Below are 25,726 nucleotides of genomic sequence, written 5' to 3' on the forward strand. Positions count from 1 at the left end.
GTCCAGGCGATTAAACGCCGGACTTGCGAACGACGAGAAACCGACCGAAACTGTCATCAAAACATTTCCAACGTTGCTCGGAACTGAGTTTCAGCTGGCGACAGCAGTGGTTCGACCACAGATACGGGACATGACAATGACCGCACGGATCCACCCACGAGGAGCCGAGGGCGAAGATGTGACCTTCACCATTCCATTTTATCCTGGCATAAGCGAGCAACTCGACAAGGGTCGCACTGCGATAACCATTCTGGTCGATGATGCGACGCAGATCGGCGGTGGACGTATATCGAAGGTCATCGTGGTCGCGAATGTTCAAGACTACGATGTCCGATATGTCCGCAACCGGATCGGAGAGCGAAAAATTACGCTCATTGATGTCGGGGTCGACGATGTAACGAAAAGCCAAGTCGGCGGCCACCTGGGCAAAGGTGACTGTCTCTTTTACCTCGGCGGCGCCGATAACGAGCTTGGCCATCTTCCGGATGGTCGATCGGCCAGCACCCTTGTTGAGGGCGAACAGATGTTCGTCACTGCCGCCCAGATCAATGATGTCGGTGCGAAGCTTCAGGATGAGATCACCGATGAAACCCGCTCCCGCCACGATCGTCGAATCGTTCTTCTTTCCCATGCTCCTACTCCTTTTCCGTGGGCTCGTCCCTCATCCCGCGTCATGCGGAACACCAGACTCGCCTTGAAAGGTACTACTTAAGGGCTAGGTTGGCACCAGTAGGCGGCTTTGTCAAAAGAAATAGCCCCATCCCTGCGGGATGAGGCTCTTTCTTATGGTGGGTCGGCTGCCGGGGATTCCTCCTCCCCCACCGCTCGCTACTTGGGGCCCCTGCCCCAAGTGCTCACGGCTCCTCCGGAGCCCGCCGCTCCGCAACGCACCATACTAGGTGCGTTGGCGGAGTCGGCTTCGAATCCCAGACGACCCTGCGCAAAAGAAATAGCCCCATCCCTGCGGGATGAGGCTCTTTCTTATGGTGGGTCGGCTGGGATTCGAACCCAGGACCATCAGCTTAAAAGGCTGTTGCTCTACCAGACTGAGCTACCGACCCATAACGAACTGGTTGTTGTCGAACTAACCGTCTTTATTTGTTGCTCTACGACGCAGTTCAGTCGCTCTGCGACTGAACATTACAGATGCGCGGCTAAGGCCGCAACTCATCGTCGCAAGCCGTACTATCGGACGAACGGAGTCGCCGCGGCGGCGAAGTTCTGTTCGGCGGCTTACGACGCAGTTCAGTCGCTCTGCGACTGAACATTACAGATGCGCGGCTAAGGCCGCAACTCATCGTCGCAAGCCAGCATTAAAGTCCATCTTCTTTCAGAATCAAGCTGGCTTACCAGACTGAGCTACCGACCCATGACGACGCTGTTTTTGATTTTGTCCGTCTCACATCAAACCGCTTGCCACCCGCAGATCCGCAGGAGTGGAGGGTGGGGCTACCGACCTATAACGAACGAACTTTATCGAAAACGCGGAGGAAGCGTAACAAAATCCCCCGCGTTCATCAACTCTCTTCCAAAACGCCTACCGATTTACATCTCGCCGGTCTCGGCCAAAAAGTCGTCGAACCGGGCCTGCAGCGATTCCTTGATCGACATCAGATCCTCATCGTCGTCCATCTCCTGGAACTGCATCTTATCCTCAAGAAGTTCCTCGATGATCTGATCCCACTGCTCCCGCTCGAAAGCGCCCTCGGCGGTCGCTTTCTCTTTGGCCTCCACGAACAGCTCTTCAAGATCGAACGCTAAATTATCCATAAATGCGGATTAAAATATGACGTGCGCAATGATAGCACGAATCGGTTTCCAGGCAAGCCCCCAAAGTGCTTTCTTAAAATGACCCGCAAAAATATCGCTCAACCAAGCTTAATAATTGACTTTTGAAAAAATTCGTGCTAATCTAAAATTGTCATTAATCACAAAACTATGTCCGGAGAACAACCGCGGGAACTCAACCTGGAGGATATCATCAACAAGACCGAACCGACCTCCAGCCAGGACAGCTCCAAAACTGAACCGGCCGAAAAAAACCGCGATGCGGCCCAGGACGCTCAGCAGCCGGCTGCTGGCGAAGAATCCCGGCTGGCCAAAACCTCGGTCTTCCAAGCCGAGACCAAAAAGCTGGCTGATAAATACGAAGGCGTGCGCGACGAAGTGGCCCGCCTGTCGCAGGAACTCAACTCCGGAAAACTCGACCCGAAACAAGCCAAGTTCAAACAGGACTTCCGGGAAAACCTGAAGCAGGATTATTTCCGCGAGCTGGTCGACAGCGTCGTGACCAGCGACACCAAATTAGGGACGGAAGTCGTCAAACTGGGCATGGATTATCCCGAGATCGCCAAAGACCATCCGTACCAGGACATGCTCAAGGAGCTCAGCAACAACATCCTGGAGACGACCCAGGCCAAAAGCCAGTTCGAAGCCCTGATCGCGGGGTCGCAGACTGGCGAGGTCGCGGTCCAGAAGCTTCGCGAGCGGATCACACAGAACATGGATGGTTTCATGAAAGGCGCCAGGTCCAAACTGGAGAATCAGTTCGGAGCGCGGGGCGAGCGGGCGAAAAAACTGGCGGCCAACCGGGCCAAGATCCAGCCGCCCAAGGTCCTCGAATTCAAGACCAAACGGCAGCTGCTGCGCGAGCAGCTCAAAGGTTTCTTCGACGAGGTCCAGGAGCGGCTCGGCAATAAACCCGAGGATCAAGAAAAAGAAAAGCCGGCGCGAGATAAAGCCGCCTGATACTGAGACAGATAAAAAAATACCTCGCCGCCCGGCGGGGTGTTTTGATTCTGAATATCCCGAGCTGACGCTCGGGATCGAATTAAAGTGGCGAAAAAAATCCGCCAACAAGGTTGGCGGACGGCGGAAAGGACCTGGCGGCGCACGGCGGCCTAGACGGTCTGGTCGCGATGACGGATGAGATGCTCCAAGCGATAAAGCCTGGCGAACAGGGCGGCGAAATACCGCGCCATTTCCCGCAGCTCAGGATCACTCTCGTCCTGCCAGACCTCGGCCCAGATGGCGTGGAGACCGGCGGTCTCGGGATCGTTCTCCATCAGGCGCAGCTCCTCGTCCGCGAACTCGCGGCGCGGCGTGTCATGGACGATGGCGGCGGCGGCTTGCGCGCTCGCGAGTTTCGGAGCGTGAAGGGTCCGGCGGAACAGTTCAGACAGGATCCGCTCGCAACACGGACGGAAAGTCGAAGTTTCGGCGGGCAGCAGCGCCGCGACCGGAGCGTAGACCGGATAACGGCCGATGAACCGCTGAATGTGCCCGGCTGCAGCGCGTGGCAAACGCGTGATGTTCGTCATCGAAGCTTCCATGGAGGCCTCCATTTCGGGTGTCTGGATCCGTGCAGCACCCGAACTGATGCCGGGTTCGGCTGTGAAAGAACTGGCTATCTAAGCAGTAATTCGGCCAAAAGTCAAGGGTGACGGCCTGAATCCGGCTCCCGGCGTGCCAAAAAAAAAGACGGGCGGCGAGGCCGTCCGTCAGGTCAGTTCAGGAGTTTGGAAGGGATGATGCTGGGAACGACACGAACGCCTGCCGTCGTTCGGGGCGCGGTCTTTGAGTCGGCTGGACGCGCTTCAGCACGTCCGTCGTGCTGCCGCTTGGCCGCCGCGAGCGACTCTCTCCGGGCCCGCATCTGATCCGTGACCTGCTTGCAAGCCTCGGCCAATTTTTTCAACTTAGCAGTGGACTCCGCCTGCGCCAGCCGGGCCTTCTCCATGACCTCGGCGGTCTTGCGCAACTGATCAACAGTATTGTTCAGCGATTCAGCGACCTGCTCGAAAGGATTTTTCCAACCCAAGGCTTTAGCCTCCTTCTCCCAATGTTCGGACCGTTCCTGGGCGGACTTCAGCTGATCCCGAAGTTCCAGGCGGTCCTGATACGATATGAGCGCGATGAATGCGGCGGCGACGAACAGACACCAAGCAATGATCGCGAACATGATCCTCTCCTTGCCTGATCAAAAGAGCGAGGGAATCCTACCCCTCGCCCCGCCGTTTGGCAACACCGAACAACAAACCGCTCAAGCCGCTTTCTGGCCCGTATCGCGGTAAGCCTCGTCCATCCGGCCGCGCGTCGAGATCAGCAGTTCCCGCTCCCGGTTGGCCTGCTCCAGACGCGCCGCCAAATTGATGATCTTGGCGTCTTTGGCGCTCGATTCCTGTCTGACCGACCCGAGTTCCTGCTCCAGATCGCGGATCTTGGCGTGGACCTCGATCATCCGGTCGACCAGTTCGCGCTTGTTGTCCCAGACGTTATGCGCCGTTTCCGCCTGCCGGTCGACGTAGGCGCGGATCTCAGATTCGAGATCCTCGAAACTCCGGCCGCTCTCCACCCAGGCGTCCAACTTGTCCTTGCCGCCCTGTTCGGCGAAGATCGCTTTCTTGGAAAAATCCGTCCGGGCATCGACCTGGCTCTTGAAAAGAGCATCGGCCTGATAAGCCGGATCGCGCCGCTCGCCGATCAGCAGCTTGAACCGCGAGACCGCTTTCTCCTGTTCGATGTCCATGTCGGCGATCTTGGTCATGAGATCGGCTTTGACGTTCCACAAGCGTTCCGGATCATCCTCGAGCTCGGCCTTATCCAACCGGCCGGCGGTCGCCAGATCCTCGAAAACCTGTTCCATGAACGCCGTGTCGCAGCTGCCGGTATTGAAGTTGAGTTTGGTCGGGGCGTACTCGGGCTGGGAACGCGGCCCGCGCGGCACCCGTCCCTTGGCATCGCGCAGCTCGGCGATCTTCTTCATGACCTTGGCGACCTCATCCATGCCCCCGTCGATCTGCAGGGTGTATTCGTCGCCGCCATACCGGAACGCGCGCCCTTCGACGCCGGCCTCCTCGATCGCCTGCTCCATGATCTGCGCGGCCAGCCGCGTGGCGGCGTCGCCGATCTCCGTGCCGCCTTTCTGATCGAAATACTTGAGGAAGGCCATGTCCACGAAAACGACCGAGACGTCCTTGCCCTCCTTGAGCGCCTGGCCCAAATTTTCATAATGCACGCCGCGATCCTGGAGCCCGGTGCTCGCGTCGCTCTTGGTCCGTTCGACTTCGTATTCCAACCGGAGCAATTCCGCTTCTTTGCCTTCGCCGGCGGCGTCAGCCGACTCCTTGAGTTCGGCCAACCGGCGCAGACCTTTCAGGTCGCCGCCCTCCGGGATCTTCGCGATGCGCTGCTTCTCGCCGGTCTCGTCTTCGCCGGCCTCCTCGAATTTCGGCCGGCCATCGGCGCGGGCCTTCAACCGGCGCTGGATGATCTCCTGCTCGACTTTGTTCACCCGCCGCGCTTCGAAGATCCGGATGTTGGCGGCTTCTTCGGCCAGATCCCTAGTCCGCTCCGGGGATAATTTCAGAATGCTCTCGACCGTCACAGCGCCGGCGGGATCCTCCTTCAGGCCCTCGACGTTGCTGAGGCCTTTTTTCAGATAATTCTCGAAGATCTTGGCGGCGTGCTCGACGCCCTGTTCCGCCGCGGCCGTCTGGAGACGCTGAATGCGGCCGGCAAACTTGGCCTTTTCCAGGGAATGGTTCGCCATGTTCTTCACGAGATCCACCAGCTCGCGCGCCGCGTCCTCGCCGGCATCGAGGCGTTCGGATCCGGCGGCCAGCTGCGATTCGTTGAGCAGCCCGACCGCGTCCTTGAAATTCAGCCCGACCGCGGCGACCGGAGCCGCTTCGGCGACGCCCTCCACCCGCGGCTTGGCGGCGTTGACCTCGGCCATGATCTCCTGGAAATCCTGCTCGTCGATGTCGCTGAAATCGACCATGAACTCGTTGGCGTCGTAGCGCAGGAGCGTGTAATCGGCCTGGTGATCCGGCTTGTCGCGCAAACGGTCCCGCACGATCCTCTCGATCGTCCGCGCGGTCTCGGTGAGCGCCGCGTCGCCGGCCGCGTGGCCGCCGCCTTCCTTATTGAACCGGTCGAGCTCGCCCATGTTGACGACCAGCAACCGGCGCCGCTCCTGGCTCGCGTCCAGCGCGAACTCGCCGTTCTCGCGCTGTTCGATCGCGGCCCGTTCCTGGCCTTCCGCGCGCTTGAACAGATCCTGCGTCTCGCGGCCGAATCGCTTGAACTTGAAAGCGCCCGAAGCGTCGCGCTCGGCGTTGAACAGTTCCAGTTTTTTCTCGCTGATCGAGGCGGCAAGCGCGGCGTCCGCGAGCTCCAGGCGCTTTTCTTCGAGCGCTTCCGCGAGCCCGGCTTCGGCGCCGTGGCCGACCTGCGACTGATCGATCCGGGACAACTCGTCGGTCAGGGACCGCTTCTTGTCCTGCGAGCCGGCCAGGCCGGCTTCCAGCTTCAACTTCTCCTGGTAGCCGGTCAGGCCGCCGAACTTGGCAATCTCCGACTCCTCTTCGGCCGAAAGGGCCTCGCGCTTATTTTCCAGCTTGGGATCTGGCGACATATGCCTTAATTATCGGTTAAAAACGGCTTCGTGTCAAAGCGGTGCGGCGCTGAAAAATCCCCCGGCTGGCGCCCGATGGGCAGATAAAAAAAGCGACCATCTCAGAGAGGGTCGCTCAGCATCTGCTTGAGTCTGGCGAGAACCATTTTGCGCCGGCCGCCTAGTATCGGCCGAAGCCTTTCGACCAGCTGGCTGACCTCGTCATCGGAAAGATGATCGATGTCGGCGTGGCTGAGCGGTTCTTGGCGCGGCAGGATCTCGCGCACGAGTCGAAGCGAATCGTCGAAATTGCTCGAGTGATCCGGATGATAGAGCATCCGGAGGAGTTCCTGACGCGCTGTCAGCTCCGGAACCTGATCGGTCGTTGATCGCGGATGTCGAGAAGCGCACATGGTCTGCCGCCTTTCTGGGCTTCGTGGCCTGAGATTGCGTAAGGTCCGACTCCGGCGAGGATCGCCAGAGAACCAAAAAAGCTAGCAAAAAATTTCAGTGTTGTCAAGGGGGGTGAGGATGCAGAAGTGCTGGAGTGCGGGAGTTCGGAAGTGCGGGAGTACAGGAGTTTTTGTCGGGTCTCCCCGACTCCAGAACTTCAGTACTCCAGGACAGGTGCCTGACACCGAAGGACTCAGGAGTGCGGGAGTTCGGAAGTGCTGAAGTGCTGGAGTTCGTGTCTGGTCTAACTGACTCCAGCTCTCCAGCACTCCAGAACTTCAGAACTTCAGATTCCCGTTCATAAAGAAAAGCGCCGGGCCGCGAGTGTGCGGTCCGACGCTGAAGTGTAACGAGAACGTCAGATTTCCGAACTGGTTTGATCTTGCTTGTCTTTGGCTATGAGCCAGCGGCCAAGATGCCGCCAGATGTCGAGGCGTGTCAACAACATGACCAATCCGTAGACCAGACCGAAGCCCAAACCAAGGACCAGGACGTAGACCAGACTGTAAACCAGACCATAGACTAGACCTAAGCCCAAACCGAGGACTAGGCCGGGGACCAGACCGAAGCCCAAACCAAGGACTAGGCCGGGGACCAGGACGTAGACCAGGCCATAGACCAGACCATAGACCAGACTGTAGACCAAGCCGTAGACCAGACCGAGGACCAATCCGTAGACCAGACCGAAGCCCAAACCAAGGACTAGGCCGGGGACCAGGACGTAGACCAGGCCGTAGACCAGGCCAGGGACCAGACCGATGATCAGACCAACGATCAAGGCACTTTGAAGATCATCCTCAATGCTTGATCGAATGGTTACAACCAGCACGATGAGAGCGGCCAAGATAGCTGCCGCTGGCACGTCCCACCAGCGGGAGACAGCGAAAGGCAACTCTAGCGTCCAGTTTTCTGCTATTGGAATGATGGCTGTCGAGGGCACCGAACCGGTGCACAGGTACCAGACCGTCCAGAAAGCGGCAGTCAGACTCGCGGCCCGAAGGGCCCATTTGAAGAAAATCCGAGCCAGTTTTCTCTTTGGAATCATTTGACGCTCCTTTGTCGTTTGTGAAGGTTCAAGATCCGCACGCAAGATGCGGGCCACCATTTATTATCATTACAATGCTGTTTGGTCAATTATCGGAGTACGGGAGTGCTGAAGTACTGGAGGACTGAAGTGCTGAAGTGCTGGAGTGCTGGAGTCGGGGAGACCAGACAAAAACTCCTGTACTCCCTCACTCCAGTACTCCCCCACTCCCGCACTCTCCCGTTCATAAAAAAGCGCCAGACCGCCGACGCAGAAGTTTCAGGATGAGATCGGCCAGCTTGGCGGCCGCGGCGGGATCATTCAGCCGAGCCAGGCTCTGGCCGATGGAGGCCAGCCGCTCCCGGCTGCGCAAAAGCATCAGGATCTGGGCGGCGAAACCATCCGGACCGACCTGGCGTTCATCAACGACCGGCACACCGGCCTCGCGCCCGTAAAAAGCCGCGTTGTCTTCCTGATGCGAAGCCGGCATCGGCACGATGATCGTCGGTTTGCCGAGCGCGGCCAGCTCCGTGAGCGCGCCCATGCCGGCGCGCGTGACCACGAGATCAGCGACCGCGTAAGCATGCCGGATCTCGCCCGTGAGGAACTCGATCTCATGGTAGCGGTCCGCAGCCACTTCGCCGGTCGCTTTGCCCTTGCCGGTCAGATGAATGATCTGGCAGGCCGGCGTCAGGGCCGGAACGGCCGCGCGGACCAGGCTGTTGAGTCCGGTCGCTCCGGTGCCGCCGCCGAGGATCAGCACCGTCGGCACGCCGGCAACGAGGCCGAACAAGCGCCGCGCTTCCTCAGCCGACCCGGTGAACAGCTCCGGCCGCACGGGATTGCCGGTCCAGACCGGATGCTGGCGCGGAAAATCAGCCAGGGACTTCTGCAGAGCCACGGAGACCGAAGCGGCGAACGGCGCGGACAAGCGGTTGGCGAGGCCGGGGCCGATATCCATCTGATGGATGTGAACCGGGATCCGGCGCAACGCCGCGGCCCAGACGACCGGCACGGCGACGAAGCCGCCGGCGCTCACGACGACGCCAGCCCGCAACCGGCCCAGCAGGATCCAGGCTTCGCCGAAGCCGCGCAGGATGCGGAACAGATCAAGGAAATTCTCCCCGGACAGGTAGCGGCGGAATTTTCCGGAACTCACGGCCTGAAATTCCATGCCGGCTTCGCGGACCAGCCGGGACTCAGGACCCGACCCGGTCCCGATCCAGACGAGATCGGTCCGGGGATCGGCGCGGCGGATGACCGCGGCGACCGCCAGGAGCGGCGTCACCGAACCCAGGGTCCCGCCGCCGGTGAAAATTATCTTCTTGCGATCATTCATAAGAAGAGCTCAGAACCAGCGACGCGCGTGGTCGCCGCCGTGAGCGGCGATATTGGCCAAGAGACCGACGGCGCCCAGCAGGATCATGAGCGCAGTGCCGCCATAGCTCACGAACGGCAACGGCAGGCCGGTCACCGGGAACAAGCCGAGCATCGAACCGATGTTGAACAGGCTCTGGAAAAAGATCCAGGCCACGATGCCGACCGCGAGCAGCCGTCCGAAATCATCGGGCGCTCTCCGAGCTGCGCGCAGACCGCGCCAGATGAAAGACATGAGCAAGATCAGGAATCCGATGACCAGAACGAACCCCAATTCCTCGGCCATGACGGCGAAGATCGAGTCGCCGATGACCTCCGGCAGATAGAGATATTTTTGCCGCGAATGCCCCAAGCCCAGGCCCAACAGGCCGCCGGAACCGATCGCCAGATAAGCCTGATTGATGTGATAACCGATGCCCAGCGGATCGAGCTCCGGATGCAGGAAAGTGGTCAGGCGCTGAGCCCGATATGGCACCGCTTTCACCAGCGCGAAAAAAGCGACAGCCGCGGCGGCGAGCAAGCCGAAAAGATGCGACCAGGAGGCGCCGGCGGCGAAGAACAGCGCGGCGGCGGCGACCACGATGATGATCAGGCTGCCGAGATCCGGCTGCAGGAGCACAGGCGCGGCCACGAGTCCGAGGGTGATGAGGAACGGCAGCGTCCCCTGCTGCCAGTCGCGGGCGCCGGCCTCGCCGACCCGTTCGAACCAGGCGGCCAAAAAGACCAGCAGAGCGAGTTTAGCCGCTTCCGCCGGCTGGAAGGACAGCCCGGCGACATTGATCCAGCTGCGCGCCGAACTCCAGTCGGCTGACAGGCCGGGGAGGAACACCAGGAGCAGCAGGATCAGGCCGAGGATGAAGAACTGCAGGGAGAAACGGCGCCAGAACCGATAATCCACGTTCGAGGTCACTAAAAAAAGCGCGAGCCCAGGCAGCAGTCCGTAAAGCACCTGGTGCCGGAGATACCAGTAGCCGTCCTGAAATTTCTGATAAGCGATGGGGCCGGAAGCGGAGGTGAGGACCACGAGCCCGAAGAGCACCAAACCGGCCGCCAGCGCCAAGAATACGAGATCGGGCTTGTTCTTGGTCATAGCTTACTGCCGTCGGCTGTTCCGGCGCGAGCGGCGCACCTCGGCCTGGCTGGGACGCCGCGCGGGCGCGACCGCTGGCCGCTCCAGCGCCGCTTTGAGCACTTCTGACATGTCCGCCGCGAAAACGAAACGGATCTCTTTCCGGACCGCCGCCGGCACATCAACCAGATCTTTCTTGTTGGCCGCCGGCAGGATCACGGTGCGGATGCCGTAACGATGCGCCGCCAGGACCTTTTCCTTGACGCCGCCGATCTCGAGGACGCGTCCGTGAAGCGTGACTTCGCCGGTCATCGCGAGACCGGAGCGCACCGGCGCGCCGGTCAGCATCGAGACCAGCGCTGTCGCCATGGCCGCGCCGGCCGAGGGACCATCCTTGGGTACGGCGCCGGCGGGCACGTGAATGTGGACATCGGCTTCCTTATCGAACCCGGCCTTGGCTCCCAGGCTAGTGGCCGCCGAGCGCGCGAATGAGAAAGCCGTTTGGGCGGATTCCTGCATGACCTGTCCCAGATGTCCGGTGAGCGTCAGTTTGCCCTGGCCAGGCACGCGCACAGCCTCGATCTGCAGGACGTCGCCGCCGGCTTCGGTCCAGGCGAGCCCGGTCACGATCCCCGGACGGCCGGCGGTGCCGTCGGTGGCCGTCGGCGAGAATTTTTCCGGACCGAGCAATTTCGCCAGTTCAGCGGCTTCGATGATCCGGCCTTTTTTATTGGCCGCCGCGCGACCGCGCTCGGCCAGGCCGCGCGCGATCTTCCGGCAGACCGCGGCGATGGCGCGTTCGAGCGCGCGCACGCCGGCCTCGCGCGTGTAGCCGCTGATCATCCGGCGCAGCGCTGCGTCGGCGAACCGGCAATCCCTGGCCGCGAGGCCGTTATCCTTGAGCGTCTTGGGCACGAGATGATCCTTGGCGATCCGCAATTTCTCTTCTTCGGTGTAACCGGGGAACTCGATCACCTCCAGCCGGTCGCGCAGCGCCGGCGGCACGGTGTCGAGGATGTTGGCCGTGGTGATGAAGAAAGTTTCGGAGAGATCGAACGGGACCTCGAGATAGTGATCGGAAAAAGCGTTGTTCTGTTCGGGATCGAGCGCTTCGAGCAGAGCCGCCGAAGGATCGCCGCGGAAATCCGCGCCGATCTTGTCGATCTCGTCGAGCATGAACACCGGATTCCTGGTCTTGGCCGTGTTGATGCCCTGGATGATGCGGCCGGGCAGCGCGCCGACGTAGGTGCGGCGATGGCCGCGGATCTCCGCTTCGTCGCGGACGCCGCCGAGGCTCAGGCGCTGGAACTTGCGGCCGAGCGCGCGGGCGATCGACTTGCCGACCGAGGTCTTGCCGGTGCCGGGCGGCCCGGCGAAACACAGGATCGGCCCACGGATCTTGCCGACCAGTTTCTGCACGGCCAGATATTCGAGGATGCGCTCCTTGACCTTGGCGAGGCCGTAATGATCCTCGTCGAGGATGCGCGCGGCCGCGGCGATGTCGACCTCGGCCTCGTCGCGCCGGTGCCAGGGCAGGTCGCAGAGCCACTCCAGATAGGTGCGCAGATACGACAACTCTGGACTGAACGACGGCAGCGCGCGCAAGCGTTCATATTCTTTCAACGCCTTTTCGAGCACCACCGGCGGCAGCCCGGCTTTCTCGATCCGCTCTTTCAGATCCTCGGATTCCGGCCGGTGTCCCAGATCCTCGAGTTCGTGCTCAATGGTCTTCAGCTGCTCGCGCAAAAAAACCTCGCGCTGCATCTTGTCGAGTTCCTGGCCGGCGTCGGTCTGGATCTTGGACGCGATCTGCAGCATCTTGAGCTGCCGCGTGAGCGCGCGAGCCGTCAGATTGAGCTTATTTTCGATGCTGTCAGCTTCGAGCACGGCCTGTTTTTCTCCGACGCGAAGATCCAGATTGGCGGCGATGAGATCGCCGAGCATCCAGGGATCGGAGACGTTCATGATCACGAGCAGCGTGTCGAAAGGCACGTTCGCGCCCAGACTCACGGCCTGGCGCACCTGGGAAAGCAGGCTGTACATCAGAGCCTCGACCTGTTCGGTCTTCTTGCCCGACGGCCCCGGCAGCAGGCTGACCTCAGCCTCGAGATACGCCGCGTTGTCGGTGAACGGACCGATCCTGACGCGCGCGATGCCGTCGACCATGAGCCGCTGGCTGCCGTCGGGCTGCGCCGCCGCCTCGCGCACTTTCACGAGCGTGCCGACGGCGTAGATATCCTTCGGACCGGCGTCCTCAGCCTCGGAGTCCTTCTGCGCCGCGACCACGAGCAAGCGGCCGCGGCGAGTCGCCTCGGCCAAGGCCTTGAGCGAACGCGCGCGGCGGACGATGATCGGCAAAGAGACCCGCGGAAAAACGACCGTATCCCTGAGCGCGATGATCGGCAGCCGCCGGCGCTCCTGGCCCGCGAGCATTTCCTGTTCGCCGCGCTCTTCCGGTTTCAGCGCCATAGCAGGCTAGAAGAAACCGTGATCGACCATGGCAATGACCAGGCCGCTCACGGCCGAGACGCCGGCGATGATCCAGAACCGCATGACCACTTTGGGTTCGGTCCAGCCGATGGCCTCGAAATGATGATGGATGGGAGTGGAGAGAAAGACTTTCTTGTGGCGGATCTTCTTCGAGATCATCTGGATGATGACGGAGACGGACTCGACCACGAAGACCAGGCCGATGACCGGCAGGAGCAGCGCTGAATTCGTGAGCATGGCCACGACGCCGAGCGTGATACCGAGCGCCATGGCGCCGGTGTCGCCCATGAAGAAGCGCGCCGGATTGATATTGAACCATAGGAAAGCCAGCAGGCCGCCGGCGATGACGCCGCAAAAAGTGGCGAGATCGGTCTTGCCCTGCAGGAAAGCGATGGCGCCGAAAGCCGCGTAACTCGAAAGCAGCACGCCGCCGGCCAGGCCGTCGAGGCCGTCGGTCTCATTGACCGAGAACGACGTGGCCACGAGCACCAGGATGAAGAACGGGATGTACCACCAGCCGATGTTGAAGTCGCCGACGAACGGCACGCGCAGCAGATCCCACTCCAGCTTGTAATAGAACCACCAGGCGCCAACGGCGGCGATGGCGGTGTAGAGCAGCAGCCGATGCCGCATCCGGAGTCCGCCGCCGTGCGGCCCGATGCGCCGGACGTTATAATAATCGTCCACGAGCCCGACGAGCGCCGAAGCCAGGAGCGCGCCGACCGGCAGCAGCGTCTGTTCGCGCGAGAAGAAATCCAGCCGCGCCAGCATCGGCGAACCGGTGAGCTGCGCGCCGAAATGGAAGACCAGCATGACCGCGCACGTGGTCGCCCAGATCAGGATGCCGCCCATGGTCGGCGTCCCCCGCTTGGCCTCGTGCAACTTGGCGAAAATGGGAGCCGAACCGTCGTCACGGATCTGCTTGCCCAGTTTGTATCTGTATAAAAAATGGGTCAGAAGCGGCGTCCAGAGCACGGCGACGATGAATGACAACGAAGACAGCAGGAAGACCTTGATGACGCTGAAAAGTAGCATAGGGGCGAACAACCGAAGCGGATCAACCGTTGATCCTGATGACTAAAAACGACGCGGCCGCGAGCATGGCTTCGATGGCGAGCGTGGCCGTCCAGATCAAGTGGCCATACAGACGGTGCTTCTTGGCCAGTATACCCGAGAACAGAGCGTTGCTGAAGAAAACCATGACGCCCAGGCCCGGAAAGATGAAAATCTTCCACCACTCCGCCACCCAGTCAACGCCGAGCTCGGCGGTGTAATGCAGGCGCAGGAAATCCAGCTGGCCGAAACGCGGCAGCAAAAAAACGAGGACCAGGACGAAATTGACGGCCAGCAAAATACCCGCGGCCGCGGTTAACGCCAAACCGCTCCGGCCATTGATTCCGAACGCCACGCCGAGGTTGTTTGTATCGTTCCGAGGCATAAGTTAAGCAGCCCAAGAGTATCATCGCCTGAAAGACCAGACAAGGGCGACAGTCTGCGCGGGAGGAGCCAAAACATCGCCCTCTTAAATATGTATACAGCCAGACCATCGATATGGTAAAATATCCATATCCCTATGCTTAATAATGAGTTATTAAAGAAGATCTTGCGGGAGACCGGGACTTTCGACGCCCGGGGCCTCGCCGACCTTCTTTCCGAAGCGAAAACAGCCGATCCCGACATGCCGTTCGAAACCTTCCTGCTGAAGGTCAAAAAGATGCCGGAAGAGATGCTTTACCGCATCGCCGCGCAATATTACAAACTGCCGTTCATCAACCTGCGCGACATTCCCATCCGGCAGGACATCCTTTTCCTGATCCCCGAACCGATCGCCATCTCCCACAAGATCGTCGCTTTCGAAAAGACCGCCGACGAACTGCGCGTCGCCACGCTCGAACCGACCGACCTGCAGACTTTCGAATTCCTGCGCCGCAAAGCCAATCTGCGGATCAAAGTCTATTTCACCACGCCCTCGTCCATCGACGAGTCGATGAAACAGTACCGCCAGAGCCTCAGCGCCGAACTCGGCGCGCTCACCCAGGTCCCGAAAAAGGAAGGCGAGGGATCGTCGGTGGAAGAAGAGAAAGAACTTTCCAAACTCGCCGAAGACATCCCGATCGTGCGCGTCGTCGATTCCATCCTCGAACATGCGATCCTCGAAGGCGCTTCCGACATCCACATCGAACCGACCGAAACCGAGGTCGTGGTCCGCTTCCGCGTCGACGGCGTGCTCCGGCCGGTCATGACCTTCCCGCGGCTCGTCGCCTCCGGCATCGTGGCCCGCATCAAGATCCTCTCGAACCTGAAACTCGACGAACACCGCCTGCCGCAGGACGGTCGCTTCAAGATCGAAGGCAAGAGCTACAAGTTCTCGATGCGCGTCTCGATCCTGCCGGTCATCGACGGCGAGAAGATCGTCATGCGCCTCCTGGCCGAGACCGCGACCGCGCTCACGCTCGACCAGCTCGGCTTCCAACCCAAGGCCAAAGCGATCGTCGCGCGCAACATCAAGAAGCCGCACGGCATCATCTTCGTCACCGGCCCGACCGGTTCGGGCAAATCCACGACGCTCTACTCGATCCTGGGCATCCTCAACACGCCGAAGGTCAACATCTCCACCATCGAAGACCCGGTCGAGTACCGCATGGCCGGCGTGAACCAGAGCCAGGTCAACCCGCGCATCGGCTTCACTTTCGCCGGCGGCCTGCGCGCTCTCCTGCGCCAGGACCCGAACGTCATCATGGTCGGCGAGGTCCGCGACGAAGAGACCGCCAGCATCGCCGTCCAGGCCGCCATGACCGGCCACCTCGTGCTCGGCACCCTCCACACGAATGACGCCGCCACCGCTCTCCCCCGTCTCATCGACATGCACGTCCCGGCCTTTCTCATCGGCTTCACCGCCAACATGATCGTCGGCCAACGGCTCGTCCGCAAGATCTGTCCCGGCTGCGTCCGCTCCTACAAGATGCCGCCCCACGCCATCGAGCAGCTGCGCGAGCAGATCAAGATCGACTCCATCTGGAAAACGCTGCAGCGCGAAGAGGTCATCGGCAAAGACCAGAAGATCGAAGACACGACATTCTGGCGCGGTTCGGGTTGCGCCCAGTGCGGCCACGAGGGCTATAAAGGACGCCTCGGCATCTACGAGGTTCTCGAGGTCACCACAGACATCGCCAAACTCATCGGCGCCTCGGCGAGCGCCGACGAGATCCTGACCGCGGCCGTCAAAGGCGGCATGATCAGCATGATCGAGGACGGTTTCATGAAGGCGGTCAAAGCCATGACCACGATCGAGGAAATCCTCCGCGTAACCAAAGACTAGTGTGCCAAGCCTCTCCGAACGAGTGGACCAGTTCCTGCTCAAGCACCAATCCATCCCGCTGACCCAGAAGGTGTTCTTCACCGAAAACTTGCGGGTCATGATCAAGGCCGGCCTGTCCATGACCGAATCCCTGAACACGCTGGCGCTCCAGGCCGAATCCAAATTCTTCCAGAAGATCATTCGCCTCATCAAAGACGAAGTGGAGGGCGGCAAACTGATGTCCGCGGGGTTGGCGAAATTCCCCGGCGTCTTCCCGCCGGTCTTCGTCAGCATGATCCAGATCGGCGAGGTCTCCGGCACGCTCGACGAAGTGCTGAACGAACTCACCATGCAGATGAAGAAGGATTATAACCTACGCTCCAAGGTCAAGGGCGCTATGACCTACCCGATCGTCATCCTCGTCGCCATGTCGGGCATCACCGGCGGCCTCCTGGTCTTCGTGCTACCGAAACTCATCGGCATCTTCAAGGAATTCGGCGACGTCCAGCTCCCGCTCGCCACGCGCATCCTCATCTGGATCAGCGATTTCACGCAGGTCAACGGCCTCTGGGTGCTGATCGGCTTCATCGCCCTGGCGATCTCGTTCGTCGTCTTCGCGCGGACCACCCAGGGACGCTCGCTCATCCACATGATGATCATCTCCATGCCGATCATCGGACCGATCGCCAAAAAAGTTAATCTGGCCCGCTTCTCCCGCACCCTCTCAGGCCTGCTCAAGACCGACATCCCGGTCGTCCAGTCGCTCACCGTCACTTCGGACGTGCTCGGCAATGTCCATTACCGGGCGTCGCTCCTGGAAGCGGCCGAACACATCAAGACCGGCGAAACCATTTCCCGCAGCCTCAGCGCCCACCCCAAACTCTACCCGCCGCTCGTCATCCAGATGATCATGGTCGGCGAACGCTCCGGCAACGTCGACTCGCTCCTGGCCGAGATCGCCGAATTCTACGAGCAGCAGGTCGACAACATCCTGAACAACCTGTCGTCCATCATCGAACCGATCCTCATCCTGATGCTCGGCGGCATGGTCGGCGGTATCGCTCTCGCCGTGATCACGCCGATGTACTCGCTGACCCAGGCCGTGGCCGAACAATAAAACGACAGTCTCATGAAACTCTATCGACTCCCCGGCCGCTCCCGGCTCGCCGGGTTCACTCTGGCAGAGGTCCTGATCACGATCATGGTCGTGGCCGTGCTTTTGACGGTCTACACGACCATGCTTACCGGCTCGTTCTTTTTGCGCCGGTCGCAATACAACACCCAAGCCGCCAACTTCATCCAGGAAGAGATCGACACCCTGCGCGTCCTGCCGTACGCCGAACTGCTGACGCGGACCAACGGCAATTTCCTCGGCGTGGCCCTGCAGCGCGGCGCCTGGAAAGTCGTGGACGACGGCGGACGACGGCTGGCCCTCACGACCGCGGCTCCGGCGCTGGGAGATGAGACCGGCCTCGCGCTCGTCCCAGGCAATTATCGCGACGACTTCACGTTCAGCGCCCAGATCAAGGTACCGACGGCGGCCGCGAGCGGCGGCAGCGCCGGGATCGCTTTCCGCTACCGCGACGCGGAGAATCATTACCGGTTCCGTTTCAGTTACACCACCCCGACCGGACTCGCGCTCGACAAGGTCTATCACGGCGTCGCCACGACCGTCTGGTCCTCAGCCAAAGCTTTCAGCAAAGATACCTGGTACACCCTGCAGGTCAGCGCCGCGGGCAATATCATCACCGTGACCCAGGGAGCCACGACGACAACCTATACCGACGCGAGCAACCCGCTGCTCACAGGCGATCTGGCGCTGATCTCCCGGAGCGGAGCCATCGCGAGCTATGACGATGTTTCCGTGACCGAGAACGCCGCCACGACCGTCTGGAACTTCAACGCTGACGCCCTGAATCTCCTGCCCAAGGCCTGGCAGCGCCTGAGCTATGCCGACCTGACCGGCGGCACCGGCACACTGACCATCGAGGACTACCTGGGCGAAACCAGCATGAAAAAAGCGACCGTAACGATCTCCTGGAGCGACGCCGGCAAAACGCGGCATGCCACCGGCTCAACCCTGATCGGCAGCAACTGATATGCGCGCTTACTCCCCCCTCCGGCCGCGGCGGTCAGCCGGCGTCTCTCTCATGGAGACGATCGTGGTCGTCGGCGTCATGGCGCTCATCATGCTGATCATCTCGCAGATCTTCGTCCTCAACTACGAGATGTTCTTCCGGCAATCGCTGCGGACCGACAACGAAACCGGCGCGATCCTGGCCGCCCGATCCATCTCCCAGCTTTCCCGCGGCGCCATCGCCGTCGAGGCCTCCCACGACTTCAGCGGCACGGTCCATACGAGTTCGGATTCGACGCTGGTCCTCAAAATGCCGGCGGTCGACGGTTCGGACAATATCATCGCCGGAGTCTACGATTACGCCGCGTTCTACCGCGATCCGACCGACGCGACCAAGATCTTCATCGTCACCGATCCCGGCTCCGGATCCGTCCGGCAACTGAGCGCGCGGCGGCTGACCTCCTACAACGACACCCTGATCTTCCGCTACAACGCCGCGACCATCACCGCAGCCGACCGGATCTCGGTACTTCTGATCAACCAGCAGACCCGCCGCGGCGCAACCGTCACCAATCGCGCCTGGACCTCGATCTTCCTGCGCAATAATTAAAATGGCCGCCCGCTTATGAAACGTCTGGTCAACCGGTTATTAAAATACCGAAAAGACCGCGGCTTCGCCCTGCTTTCCGCCATGGTCATGCTCACGGCCGTGACCGCCTTCAGCGCGACCATGATCAATTACCTGCTCTCGACGCGCCAGGCGGCCAAGAATTTCGAGACCCAGGTCTACGCGACCGAACAGGCCGAAGCCGGCCTTTACAAAGCACTCCATTGTCTCAACGCCGCCAGCGGAACTAATTGCGGCGGCGCTTACGGACCGAGTTACGCCGGCGAAACCAACGTTGTTTTCGGCGAGGGTAAATTCACGACCACTGTCGCCGCCGTCGGCGCGAACAAGGTCATCACGGCCACCGGCATCACAGCTGGCGGCAAACAGAAGGAGATCAAACTGACCGTCTCGAACCAGCCGCCGACCACCGACGCCTCCTTCGATTACGCGCTGCAGGTCGGCGATGGCGGCGTCACGATCAGCAACAATGCCGAGGTCAGGAGCGGCTCGATCTATGCCCATTCAAACATCAACTGCGGCAATAACGCCAAGATCGACGGCCCCGTGTTCATCTCCATACCGAACGGCCTGGTGACCGGCTGCACCTCCTACGGCGATATCCACGCCGACCGGGTCACGAGCAATAAGATGAACTCGCACGACGTCTACTACAACACGACCAATACCGGCAACCAGAACGTCGGCAGCGCTTACGGCAGTCAGCCGACCCCGCCGGCCAAGACCCTGCCGACGATCGACCTCGACTGGTGGCATGACCGCGCGGCCGAGGGCGGCATCATCACCGGCAACTACACCGCGGCGAACGGCTCGCATCTCGGTCCCAAAAAAATCACGGGCGATCTGCTCCTGGGCAATAACGCCATCGTGACGCTCGACGGTCCGGTCTGGGTCCAGGGGACCATCCTCTTCGATAACAACGCCCAACTGAATCTCAATCCCTCCTTCGGCGCGAACAGCACCGTCGTCATGGCTGACGGCACAGTCAATGTCCAGAACAACGCTCAGATCAACGGCTCGGGCCATCTCAAGAGCTTCATCCTGATCCACTCATCGAGCACCGATACCAACTACGCGATCGACATCAAGAACAACGCAGCTGGCGCCGTGTTCTACGCGCCGAACGGCGGCATCGACATCTCGAACAATGCGACAGTCACCGCCGTCGCCGCCAAAAAGGTGGCCCTCGCCAACAACTGTATCATCGATTACAGCTCAACTTATCACGACGCGTCGGATATCCTTTTATCCGCTTCCGCGAGCGGCCTCTGGCGGCTCGTTCCGGGCGGCTGGCGCGAGACCAAATAACCCGATGTTTATGTCCGACCATCACTCATCCCGCAGAGCAGCCGGTTTCTCGCTGCTCTCAGTCTCGATCATGATCGGCGTAGTCATGTCGTTCGGACTCGTGCTGATCTCCTACGTCATGTCCTCGCGCGAAGCCAGCAAGAGCCTGGAGGCCGGAATCAGCGGGACGCAAATCGCCGAAGCCGGGATTCGCAAGGCCATCTTTTGTCTGAATGCCGCGAGTGGAATCAAATGCGGCGGCAACTACGGCGGCAACTACGCAGGCGAAACTAACGTCGTTTTCGGCACTGGTAAATTTACAACTGTGCTCGCTGGCTCCGGCGCCATCCGCACTATCACTTCGATCGGCACGACCGCGAACAGCCGCCAGACTAAGATCGTTGTCGATGCCACAACGGTGCCGCCGACTGATGAAACCGCTTTCAGCTACGCCCTGCAGTCCGGCGAAGGCGGCGCCCACCTGGAAAATAACGCCGAAATATCCGGCTCGCTCTACGCCAACGGCGACGTCGACTGCCAGTCGACCCAGGCCGAGATCGACGGCGACGTCTACGTGGCCAAGACCGGCGGCATTATCGACAGCTGCATGGTCAACTATCATGCCCATGCCGACCGGATCCTGAATTCCAACGTCGGCGGCGACGCCTACTATCAGAACGATCCGGCCGATATCGCCGGCAGCGACGTCACCGGCGTCAAGTATTCCGCCAGTACCACGCCAGCCGTCGAGAATCTGCCGTCGATCGACCTCGAGTTCTGGCACAGCTCGGCCGAGGCTGGCAGCACGACCTATGGCGACCTCTCGCCGAGCGACAATGTGCACCTGGGTCCGCAAAAAATCGTCGGCAATCTGACCTTGGGAAACAACATTGACGTCATCATCGACGGTCCGATCTGGGTTGTGGGCGACATAGTGCTCAACAACAATTCCAGCCTGACCCTGAACTCGACCTTCGGAGCCAACAGCACGACGATCCTGGCCGACGATCCTGACAATCTGGCGACCAAGGGCAAGATCACTGTCATCAACGGCGCTAAGATTTACGGCTCCGGCAATCCTAAGAGCCATATCATGCTCGCCTCGACCAACACCTCGATCTCGGATACCAGCCCGGCCCTCTCCGTGGCCAACAACGCCTCAGGCGCCATCTTCTACGCCTTAAGCGGTACGATGCGCCTCCAAAGCAACGGCGGCGCCAAATCCCTGGCCGCCAAACGCTTGTTCATCGACCAGAACGCTGTGATCACTTACGTCGAAAGCGAACTGTCGGATATGAACTTCTCCAACAGTCCGGGCGGCATCTGGCATGTCACCGAAGGCACCTGGCGCGAGATCAAATAGTGGAATTCGGCTCTAAAATAAGGTACACTATCAACAAACGGAGCTGATTGATCCCAGTCTAACGGACCCTATGGCCTTCTTTAACCCGCTTTCCGACGCTTTCGGCCTCGATATCGGAGACCGCAGCTTCAAAGTGGTCCAGATCTCGAAAAAAAACAGCGCCAAACAACCTTACAGGCTCCGGGCCTGGGGCAGCGTCAGCGTGCCCGAAGGCGTGATGGAGCGCGGCGAGATCATAAACATGACGCAGGCCGTGAAATACGTCCGCGAGCTGCTGAGCAAGACCCATGGCCGGCTTAAAGGCCGGGCGGTCGCCGCCTGTCTGCCGGAAGCCAAATCTTTCATCAAGATCGTCGAAGCCGAGAAAGGCGCGACTCAGAAACAGCTGCAGGACGTCATCAATCGCGAACTCGAACAGAATATCCCGCTTTCCACGAGCGAGATCTATTACGACTGGCAGATCCTCGACGAACAACGGCCGACCGCCAAAAAACAAGCCGAAAAAACGACGGAAAAAAATCCGCTCGACAAAGAACCGGCCAAGCCGCTGCCGCCGGAACCAGCGGCCGCAGCCGACGAAACGACCGCCGCCCCGCCGACCGAAGAGACGCCTGAAAACGCGGAAGCGGCTCCACCCGAAGAACAGGATGCGCCCGCCAAAACCAAGCTCTTGCTCGCTGCGGCTCCGAAAAACCTGATCGACAGCTACACACAACTGCTCGAGGCTTCCGGACTGGCCCCGATCGCTTTCGAGGTCGAAGCGCTCGCGATCAGCCGCGCCGCCGTGCCGACCCAGGAAGAATTCGACGAACCGATCGGCATCCTGGACATCGGCGCCACCCGCTCCAGCCTCGTGATCTACGACGAAGGCATCCTGCAGATGTCGATCGGCATCCCCCTCTCCGGCAACGAGCTGACCAAGATCATCAGCGACAAACTCAGCATCACGCCGGCCGAAGCGGAGGTCATCAAAGTCGAGTGCGGCCTGGACGCCCACCGCTGCGAAGACCGGATGTGGAACATCCTCCTGCCGCTCATCGACGACATGAGTTCCAAGATCCGCAACGCCCTGCGATTCTACAAGATCGGTTTTCCCATGGGTAAAAAGATCGAAAAACTCTACCTGTGCGGCGGCGGCGCCCATTTCCGCGAGATCGACACCGTCCTCTCGCGCAAGCTGACCATCAAAGTGCGGCGCGGCGATGCGCTGGCTAATTTCGGAAACGTGCTGCGCTCTTTCCCTCCCGACGGCGCCCTGACTTATACGACCGCCATCGGACTGGCGATGCGCGCCGCCGATGAGCAGGAACAATTCCGCCGGACTTTCCGCATCTGACCCGCCCTATGTTTGTCACCGTCAACCTCATCTCGCCGGACAAGAAGCGCGACCTGCGCAACGCGCTGGTCATGGCTTACACCCAAACCATGGTCACGCTGCTTTTCGTGACCGCGATCATCGTCACGGGCACGCTGATCTCCGTGCGTCTCATGATCAAGGGCAACTACGAAGAGCTCCAGCGCCAATCGGCCTCCGCGGCCTCGGAAGAATCGACGAATATCATGGAGAATATCCATCAGATCAACGTTTTTCTGAAACGAATCGAATCGACCGAAGCCGCTTTTATCCCCTGGGCCGACATCCTCGAACAACTCTCCCCGCTCGTCCCCGCGGGCGTGAGGCTCGAAACGCTGACCGTCAACGGAAATGGCGATATCGCCATGAGCGGTCTGGCCGAAACCCGTGACGGCGCGCTAATACTGCTCAAGAACCTCAAGGAAGCTCCCTTCATCAAAAATGTCGTGAGTCCGCTGTCGAACATCATGCAGAAACAAGACGTCCGTTTCGACTTCCAGATGAAACTCGTGAACGCGAGTCCTGTCTTATGAAGATCAACAAACGCATTGTCGTCACTATCTCCATACTGGCCGGAGCCACTCTTCTCCTGGCTGGCGGCGTAGCCGTACCGACGGTTCTGGCCATCAAGGATCTGAACAGCAAGATGGCGGCCGCGAACGCGGAGATCGACCAAAAATACGACCTCCGCAAACACACCCGAACTTCGCTCATCAAACTGCAACAAGCCAAGGAACTGATTCGCACCTTAAGTTCGGTCGCCGTCATCGAAGGCGAGGAGTTGGAGTTTGTCAGCGCCTTGGAAAAAGCAGCCGAAGACGCCGGCGTCAAACAATCCCTGGTCCTGGAGACCGTAAATCAACGCGAGCTCTCGCTTTGGGAAAAGGAGATTCCGATCAAAATCGAAACTGACGGCGAATATCGCCGCATTCTCGTCTACCTGCACAAATTAGAGCGCCTGCCGTATTACCTGACGGTCCAGAGCATCGACATCAACCTGCCGCAACATCGCGAGTCAGCCGCCGATGGCGTTGTTAAATTGCGGTTAACAGCCACCGTGCGTTGGCTCGCCAAGAATCAGCCGGTCTTCAAGCAGCTCGAGTACAACCCGAATGAACTCATCGAAGACCAGTCGAACTGATATGACTACCTCCGCTCAGACAGGCAATATCAAGAAAATCATCCGCGCCTCGACAGTTATCGCGGTCCTGATCATGCTTATCGCCATCGGCTGGACGGCTTTCTTCATGCTGCAGATCCTGGAAATCATCCCCTCTTACCAAACCACGACAACCTCCGAGACTAGTGCTCCTGGAATCGAAGCCATCAACAGTTCTCTGCTCGAACGGGTCGCGAACGAACTTCGCCAAAAAACCGAGCGGACCGAACCTGCGGTGAACGACCTGACAAATCCTTTCCTGATCCAACCCAAACCGACGCCGCCAGCTCCGCCGCCAGCTCCGCCGCCGGCACCGCCGGAAACCGCCCCGCCGGCAGCAACCGAATGACGAAAAAACCGCGCCTCGAGCGCGGTTTTGCTTGAGCCTGAACTTCGGTCTGGACCACGACCTCAGCGGCCAGCGCTCAAAATTCGCAAAGCGGCGATCAGGCGATCGAGGTCCTCATCCCGGGTAAAGCGTCCGAACGATATCCGGACCCCGCCCTGCTGCGCGGCCTTCTCGCCATAGACCGCCGCGAGCACCGGCGACGCCGCCCGCTTGCCGGCGTCGCAGGCCGAACCGGCGGAGACCGCCAGACCAGCAGCGTCCAATCGCAAGGCCAGCTCATCGCCGCGGAAACGCGGCGACTGCACGAAAACGAATTCAACCAGGGTCTCCGGGGCGTCGTTCAGCACGCGCCACCCGGACGGCAGCGACCGCAGCCCTTCCAATAAATGGTGGCTGAGCGCGATCGCGCGCCGCTGATCCTGATTGCGCTCGGCGGCCAGGATCTCGGCCGCGCGGCCGCAGGCGGCGATGCCAGCGAGATTCTCCGTGCCGGAACGCAGGCCGTTCTCCTGGCCGCCGCCCAGCACGAGCGGATCGAGCAGCTTCGGATCGCGGACGAACAGGACGCCGCTGCCCTTGGGACCGTACATCTTGTGGGACGAGAACGACAAGAGATCGACGCCGACCTCGAGCGGCCGGACCCGCAGCCGGGAAACAGCCTGAACGGCGTCGCTGAAAAATAAGACTGGCGGATCAGCCGGACCGCGCCGCTGCCGCTCGGCGGCGATCAGCTTACCGATCTCCGCCACCGGCTGGACCGCGCCCAAAATGTTATTGGCCCACATGAGAGAAACGAGGACGGTATCAGCGGTGATCAGGCCAGCGGCCGCACCAGCATCAACGCTGCCGGAGGACGCGACCGGCAATTCATCGATCAGAAAATCATGATCAGCCGCCAGCCGCTCCAGCACGGACCGGACCGAAGAATGTTCCAAAGGCGAGGTCAGGATGCGCAGCCGACGGCCTGGAAATTTCTTGCTGAGCGGCAAACACGAACCCAGCAGGGCCAGATTATTGCTTTCCGTCGCGCCGGACGTGAAGACGATCTGCGCCAGCTCGGCGCCGATAAGACCCGCGACCTGCCGACGCGCCCGATCGATGATCTCCCGCGAGCGGCGGCCGCAGGCGTGGATCGCCGAGGGATTGCCGACCTGAAGCCCGGCCTCACCGAAAACAGCGGCGACCCGCGGATCGACCGGATTCGAAGCGGCGTAATCAAGATAGATCGTTTCGTCGTCAGACATATTCGATACTCATCGCGCCTTAATATATTATGGCCGAGGCAGGGAGTCAATTGGAGTGCTGGAGTGCTGGAGTGCTGGAGTGCTGGAGTGCTGGAGTGCTGGAGTGCTGGAGTGCTGGAGTGCTGGAGTGCTGGAGTGCTGGAGTGCTGGAGTGCTG

General features: G+C 60.5%; 24 protein-coding genes and 1 tRNA gene. 11 read left to right on the forward strand and 14 right to left on the reverse strand.

Going from position 1 to position 25,726, the window contains the following annotated elements; translation table 11 throughout:
• Positions 1-10 precede the first annotated feature (10 nt).
• From WCT10_02665 to WCT10_02675, 3 genes are all read right to left on the reverse strand, one after another.
• Complete coding sequence (locus tag WCT10_02665) at positions 11-631, reverse strand: hypothetical protein (protein ID MFA6603721.1); 621 nt, start codon at positions 629-631, stop codon at positions 11-13.
• Between the two features lie 353 nt (positions 632-984).
• Positions 985-1,061: transfer RNA gene (locus tag WCT10_02670), tRNA-Lys, on the reverse strand.
• Between the two features lie 484 nt (positions 1,062-1,545).
• Positions 1,546-1,770: a hypothetical protein gene (locus tag WCT10_02675; GenBank protein MFA6603722.1), complete on the reverse strand. Its 225-nt coding sequence runs from the start codon at positions 1,768-1,770 to the stop codon at positions 1,546-1,548.
• A 168-nt stretch (positions 1,771-1,938) separates the two neighbouring features.
• On the opposite strand from WCT10_02675, the gene WCT10_02680 reads away from it, so the two are divergent.
• A complete protein-coding gene (locus tag WCT10_02680; protein MFA6603723.1) occupies positions 1,939-2,748 on the forward strand; it encodes a hypothetical protein in 810 nt (269 codons plus the stop codon).
• 152 nt (positions 2,749-2,900) lie between these two features.
• On the opposite strand, the gene WCT10_02685 is transcribed toward WCT10_02680, so the two are convergent.
• The 10 genes from WCT10_02685 to WCT10_02730 form a co-directional block, all read right to left on the reverse strand.
• A complete protein-coding gene (locus WCT10_02685; protein MFA6603724.1) occupies positions 2,901-3,332 on the reverse strand; it encodes a hypothetical protein in 432 nt (143 codons plus the stop codon).
• Positions 3,333-3,505: 173 nt separating this feature from the next.
• Positions 3,506-3,961: a hypothetical protein gene (locus WCT10_02690; GenBank protein MFA6603725.1), complete on the reverse strand. Its 456-nt coding sequence runs from the start codon at positions 3,959-3,961 to the stop codon at positions 3,506-3,508.
• 81 nt (positions 3,962-4,042) lie between these two features.
• Positions 4,043-6,418: a diguanylate cyclase gene (locus WCT10_02695; protein ID MFA6603726.1), complete on the reverse strand. Its 2,376-nt coding sequence runs from the start codon at positions 6,416-6,418 to the stop codon at positions 4,043-4,045.
• A gap of 101 nt (positions 6,419-6,519) precedes the next feature.
• Positions 6,520-6,810 (reverse strand): hypothetical protein, encoded by a 291-nt coding sequence (locus WCT10_02700; protein ID MFA6603727.1) that lies wholly within the window; start codon positions 6,808-6,810, stop codon positions 6,520-6,522.
• 398 nt (positions 6,811-7,208) lie between these two features.
• The gene (locus tag WCT10_02705; protein MFA6603728.1) at positions 7,209-7,895 is read right to left on the reverse strand and encodes a hypothetical protein; all 687 of its coding nucleotides are present in this window, start codon (positions 7,893-7,895) and stop codon (positions 7,209-7,211) included.
• 223 nt (positions 7,896-8,118) lie between these two features.
• The gene (locus tag WCT10_02710) at positions 8,119-9,213 is read right to left on the reverse strand and encodes a UDP-N-acetylglucosamine--N-acetylmuramyl-(pentapeptide) pyrophosphoryl-undecaprenol N-acetylglucosamine transferase (GenBank protein ID MFA6603729.1); all 1,095 of its coding nucleotides are present in this window, start codon (positions 9,211-9,213) and stop codon (positions 8,119-8,121) included.
• A 9-nt stretch (positions 9,214-9,222) separates the two neighbouring features.
• Positions 9,223-10,341 carry an FtsW/RodA/SpoVE family cell cycle protein gene (locus WCT10_02715; protein ID MFA6603730.1) on the reverse strand — a complete coding sequence of 373 codons (1,119 nt, stop codon included), beginning with the start codon at positions 10,339-10,341 and terminating at the stop codon, positions 9,223-9,225.
• 3 nt (positions 10,342-10,344) lie between these two features.
• Positions 10,345-12,789, reverse strand: coding sequence for an endopeptidase La (gene lon, locus WCT10_02720; protein MFA6603731.1), 2,445 nt, complete (start codon positions 12,787-12,789; stop codon positions 10,345-10,347).
• 6 nt (positions 12,790-12,795) lie between these two features.
• Positions 12,796-13,845, reverse strand: a complete 1,050-nt coding sequence (gene mraY / locus WCT10_02725; GenBank protein ID MFA6603732.1) for a phospho-N-acetylmuramoyl-pentapeptide-transferase — start codon at positions 13,843-13,845, stop codon at positions 12,796-12,798.
• A 22-nt stretch (positions 13,846-13,867) separates the two neighbouring features.
• Positions 13,868-14,248, reverse strand: coding sequence for a hypothetical protein (locus tag WCT10_02730; GenBank protein MFA6603733.1), 381 nt, complete (start codon positions 14,246-14,248; stop codon positions 13,868-13,870).
• 135 nt (positions 14,249-14,383) lie between these two features.
• Here WCT10_02730 and WCT10_02735 point away from each other — a divergent pair, with 135 nt between their 5' ends.
• From WCT10_02735 to WCT10_02780, 10 genes are all read left to right on the forward strand, one after another.
• Entirely contained in the window at positions 14,384-16,129 is a 1,746-nt protein-coding gene (locus WCT10_02735) for a GspE/PulE family protein (GenBank protein ID MFA6603734.1), read from the forward strand.
• Position 16,130: 1 nt separating this feature from the next.
• Positions 16,131-17,225, forward strand: a complete 1,095-nt coding sequence (locus WCT10_02740) for a type II secretion system F family protein (GenBank protein MFA6603735.1) — start codon at positions 16,131-16,133, stop codon at positions 17,223-17,225.
• Positions 17,226-17,237: 12 nt separating this feature from the next.
• On the forward strand, positions 17,238-18,206 hold the full coding sequence (locus tag WCT10_02745; GenBank protein MFA6603736.1) for a prepilin-type N-terminal cleavage/methylation domain-containing protein: 969 nt from the start codon (positions 17,238-17,240) through the stop codon (positions 18,204-18,206).
• Position 18,207: 1 nt separating this feature from the next.
• Complete coding sequence (locus tag WCT10_02750) at positions 18,208-18,795, forward strand: hypothetical protein (GenBank protein ID MFA6603737.1); 588 nt, start codon at positions 18,208-18,210, stop codon at positions 18,793-18,795.
• A 15-nt stretch (positions 18,796-18,810) separates the two neighbouring features.
• Positions 18,811-20,121 carry a hypothetical protein gene (locus WCT10_02755; GenBank protein MFA6603738.1) on the forward strand — a complete coding sequence of 437 codons (1,311 nt, stop codon included), beginning with the start codon at positions 18,811-18,813 and terminating at the stop codon, positions 20,119-20,121.
• A 10-nt stretch (positions 20,122-20,131) separates the two neighbouring features.
• Entirely contained in the window at positions 20,132-21,463 is a 1,332-nt protein-coding gene (locus tag WCT10_02760; protein MFA6603739.1) for a hypothetical protein, read from the forward strand.
• A 70-nt stretch (positions 21,464-21,533) separates the two neighbouring features.
• Entirely contained in the window at positions 21,534-22,799 is a 1,266-nt protein-coding gene (gene pilM / locus WCT10_02765) for a pilus assembly protein PilM (protein MFA6603740.1), read from the forward strand.
• An 8-nt stretch (positions 22,800-22,807) separates the two neighbouring features.
• Positions 22,808-23,350 (forward strand): PilN domain-containing protein, encoded by a 543-nt coding sequence (locus WCT10_02770; GenBank protein ID MFA6603741.1) that lies wholly within the window; start codon positions 22,808-22,810, stop codon positions 23,348-23,350.
• On the forward strand, positions 23,347-23,958 hold the full coding sequence (locus WCT10_02775) for a hypothetical protein (protein ID MFA6603742.1): 612 nt from the start codon (positions 23,347-23,349) through the stop codon (positions 23,956-23,958). The genes WCT10_02770 and WCT10_02775 overlap by 4 nt, the downstream gene beginning before the upstream one ends.
• Position 23,959: 1 nt before the next feature.
• The gene (locus tag WCT10_02780) at positions 23,960-24,325 is read left to right on the forward strand and encodes a hypothetical protein (protein ID MFA6603743.1); all 366 of its coding nucleotides are present in this window, start codon (positions 23,960-23,962) and stop codon (positions 24,323-24,325) included.
• 62 nt (positions 24,326-24,387) lie between these two features.
• Here the strand turns inward: WCT10_02780 and WCT10_02785 are convergent, their stop codons facing one another.
• A complete protein-coding gene (locus tag WCT10_02785) occupies positions 24,388-25,569 on the reverse strand; it encodes a cysteine desulfurase family protein (GenBank protein ID MFA6603744.1) in 1,182 nt (393 codons plus the stop codon).
• Between the last annotated feature and the right edge of the window lie 157 nt (positions 25,570-25,726).

This window comes from Patescibacteria group bacterium (assembly GCA_041667185.1).
Taxonomy (GTDB): domain Bacteria; phylum Patescibacteriota; class Patescibacteriia; order SG8-24; family SG8-24; genus JBAYFM01.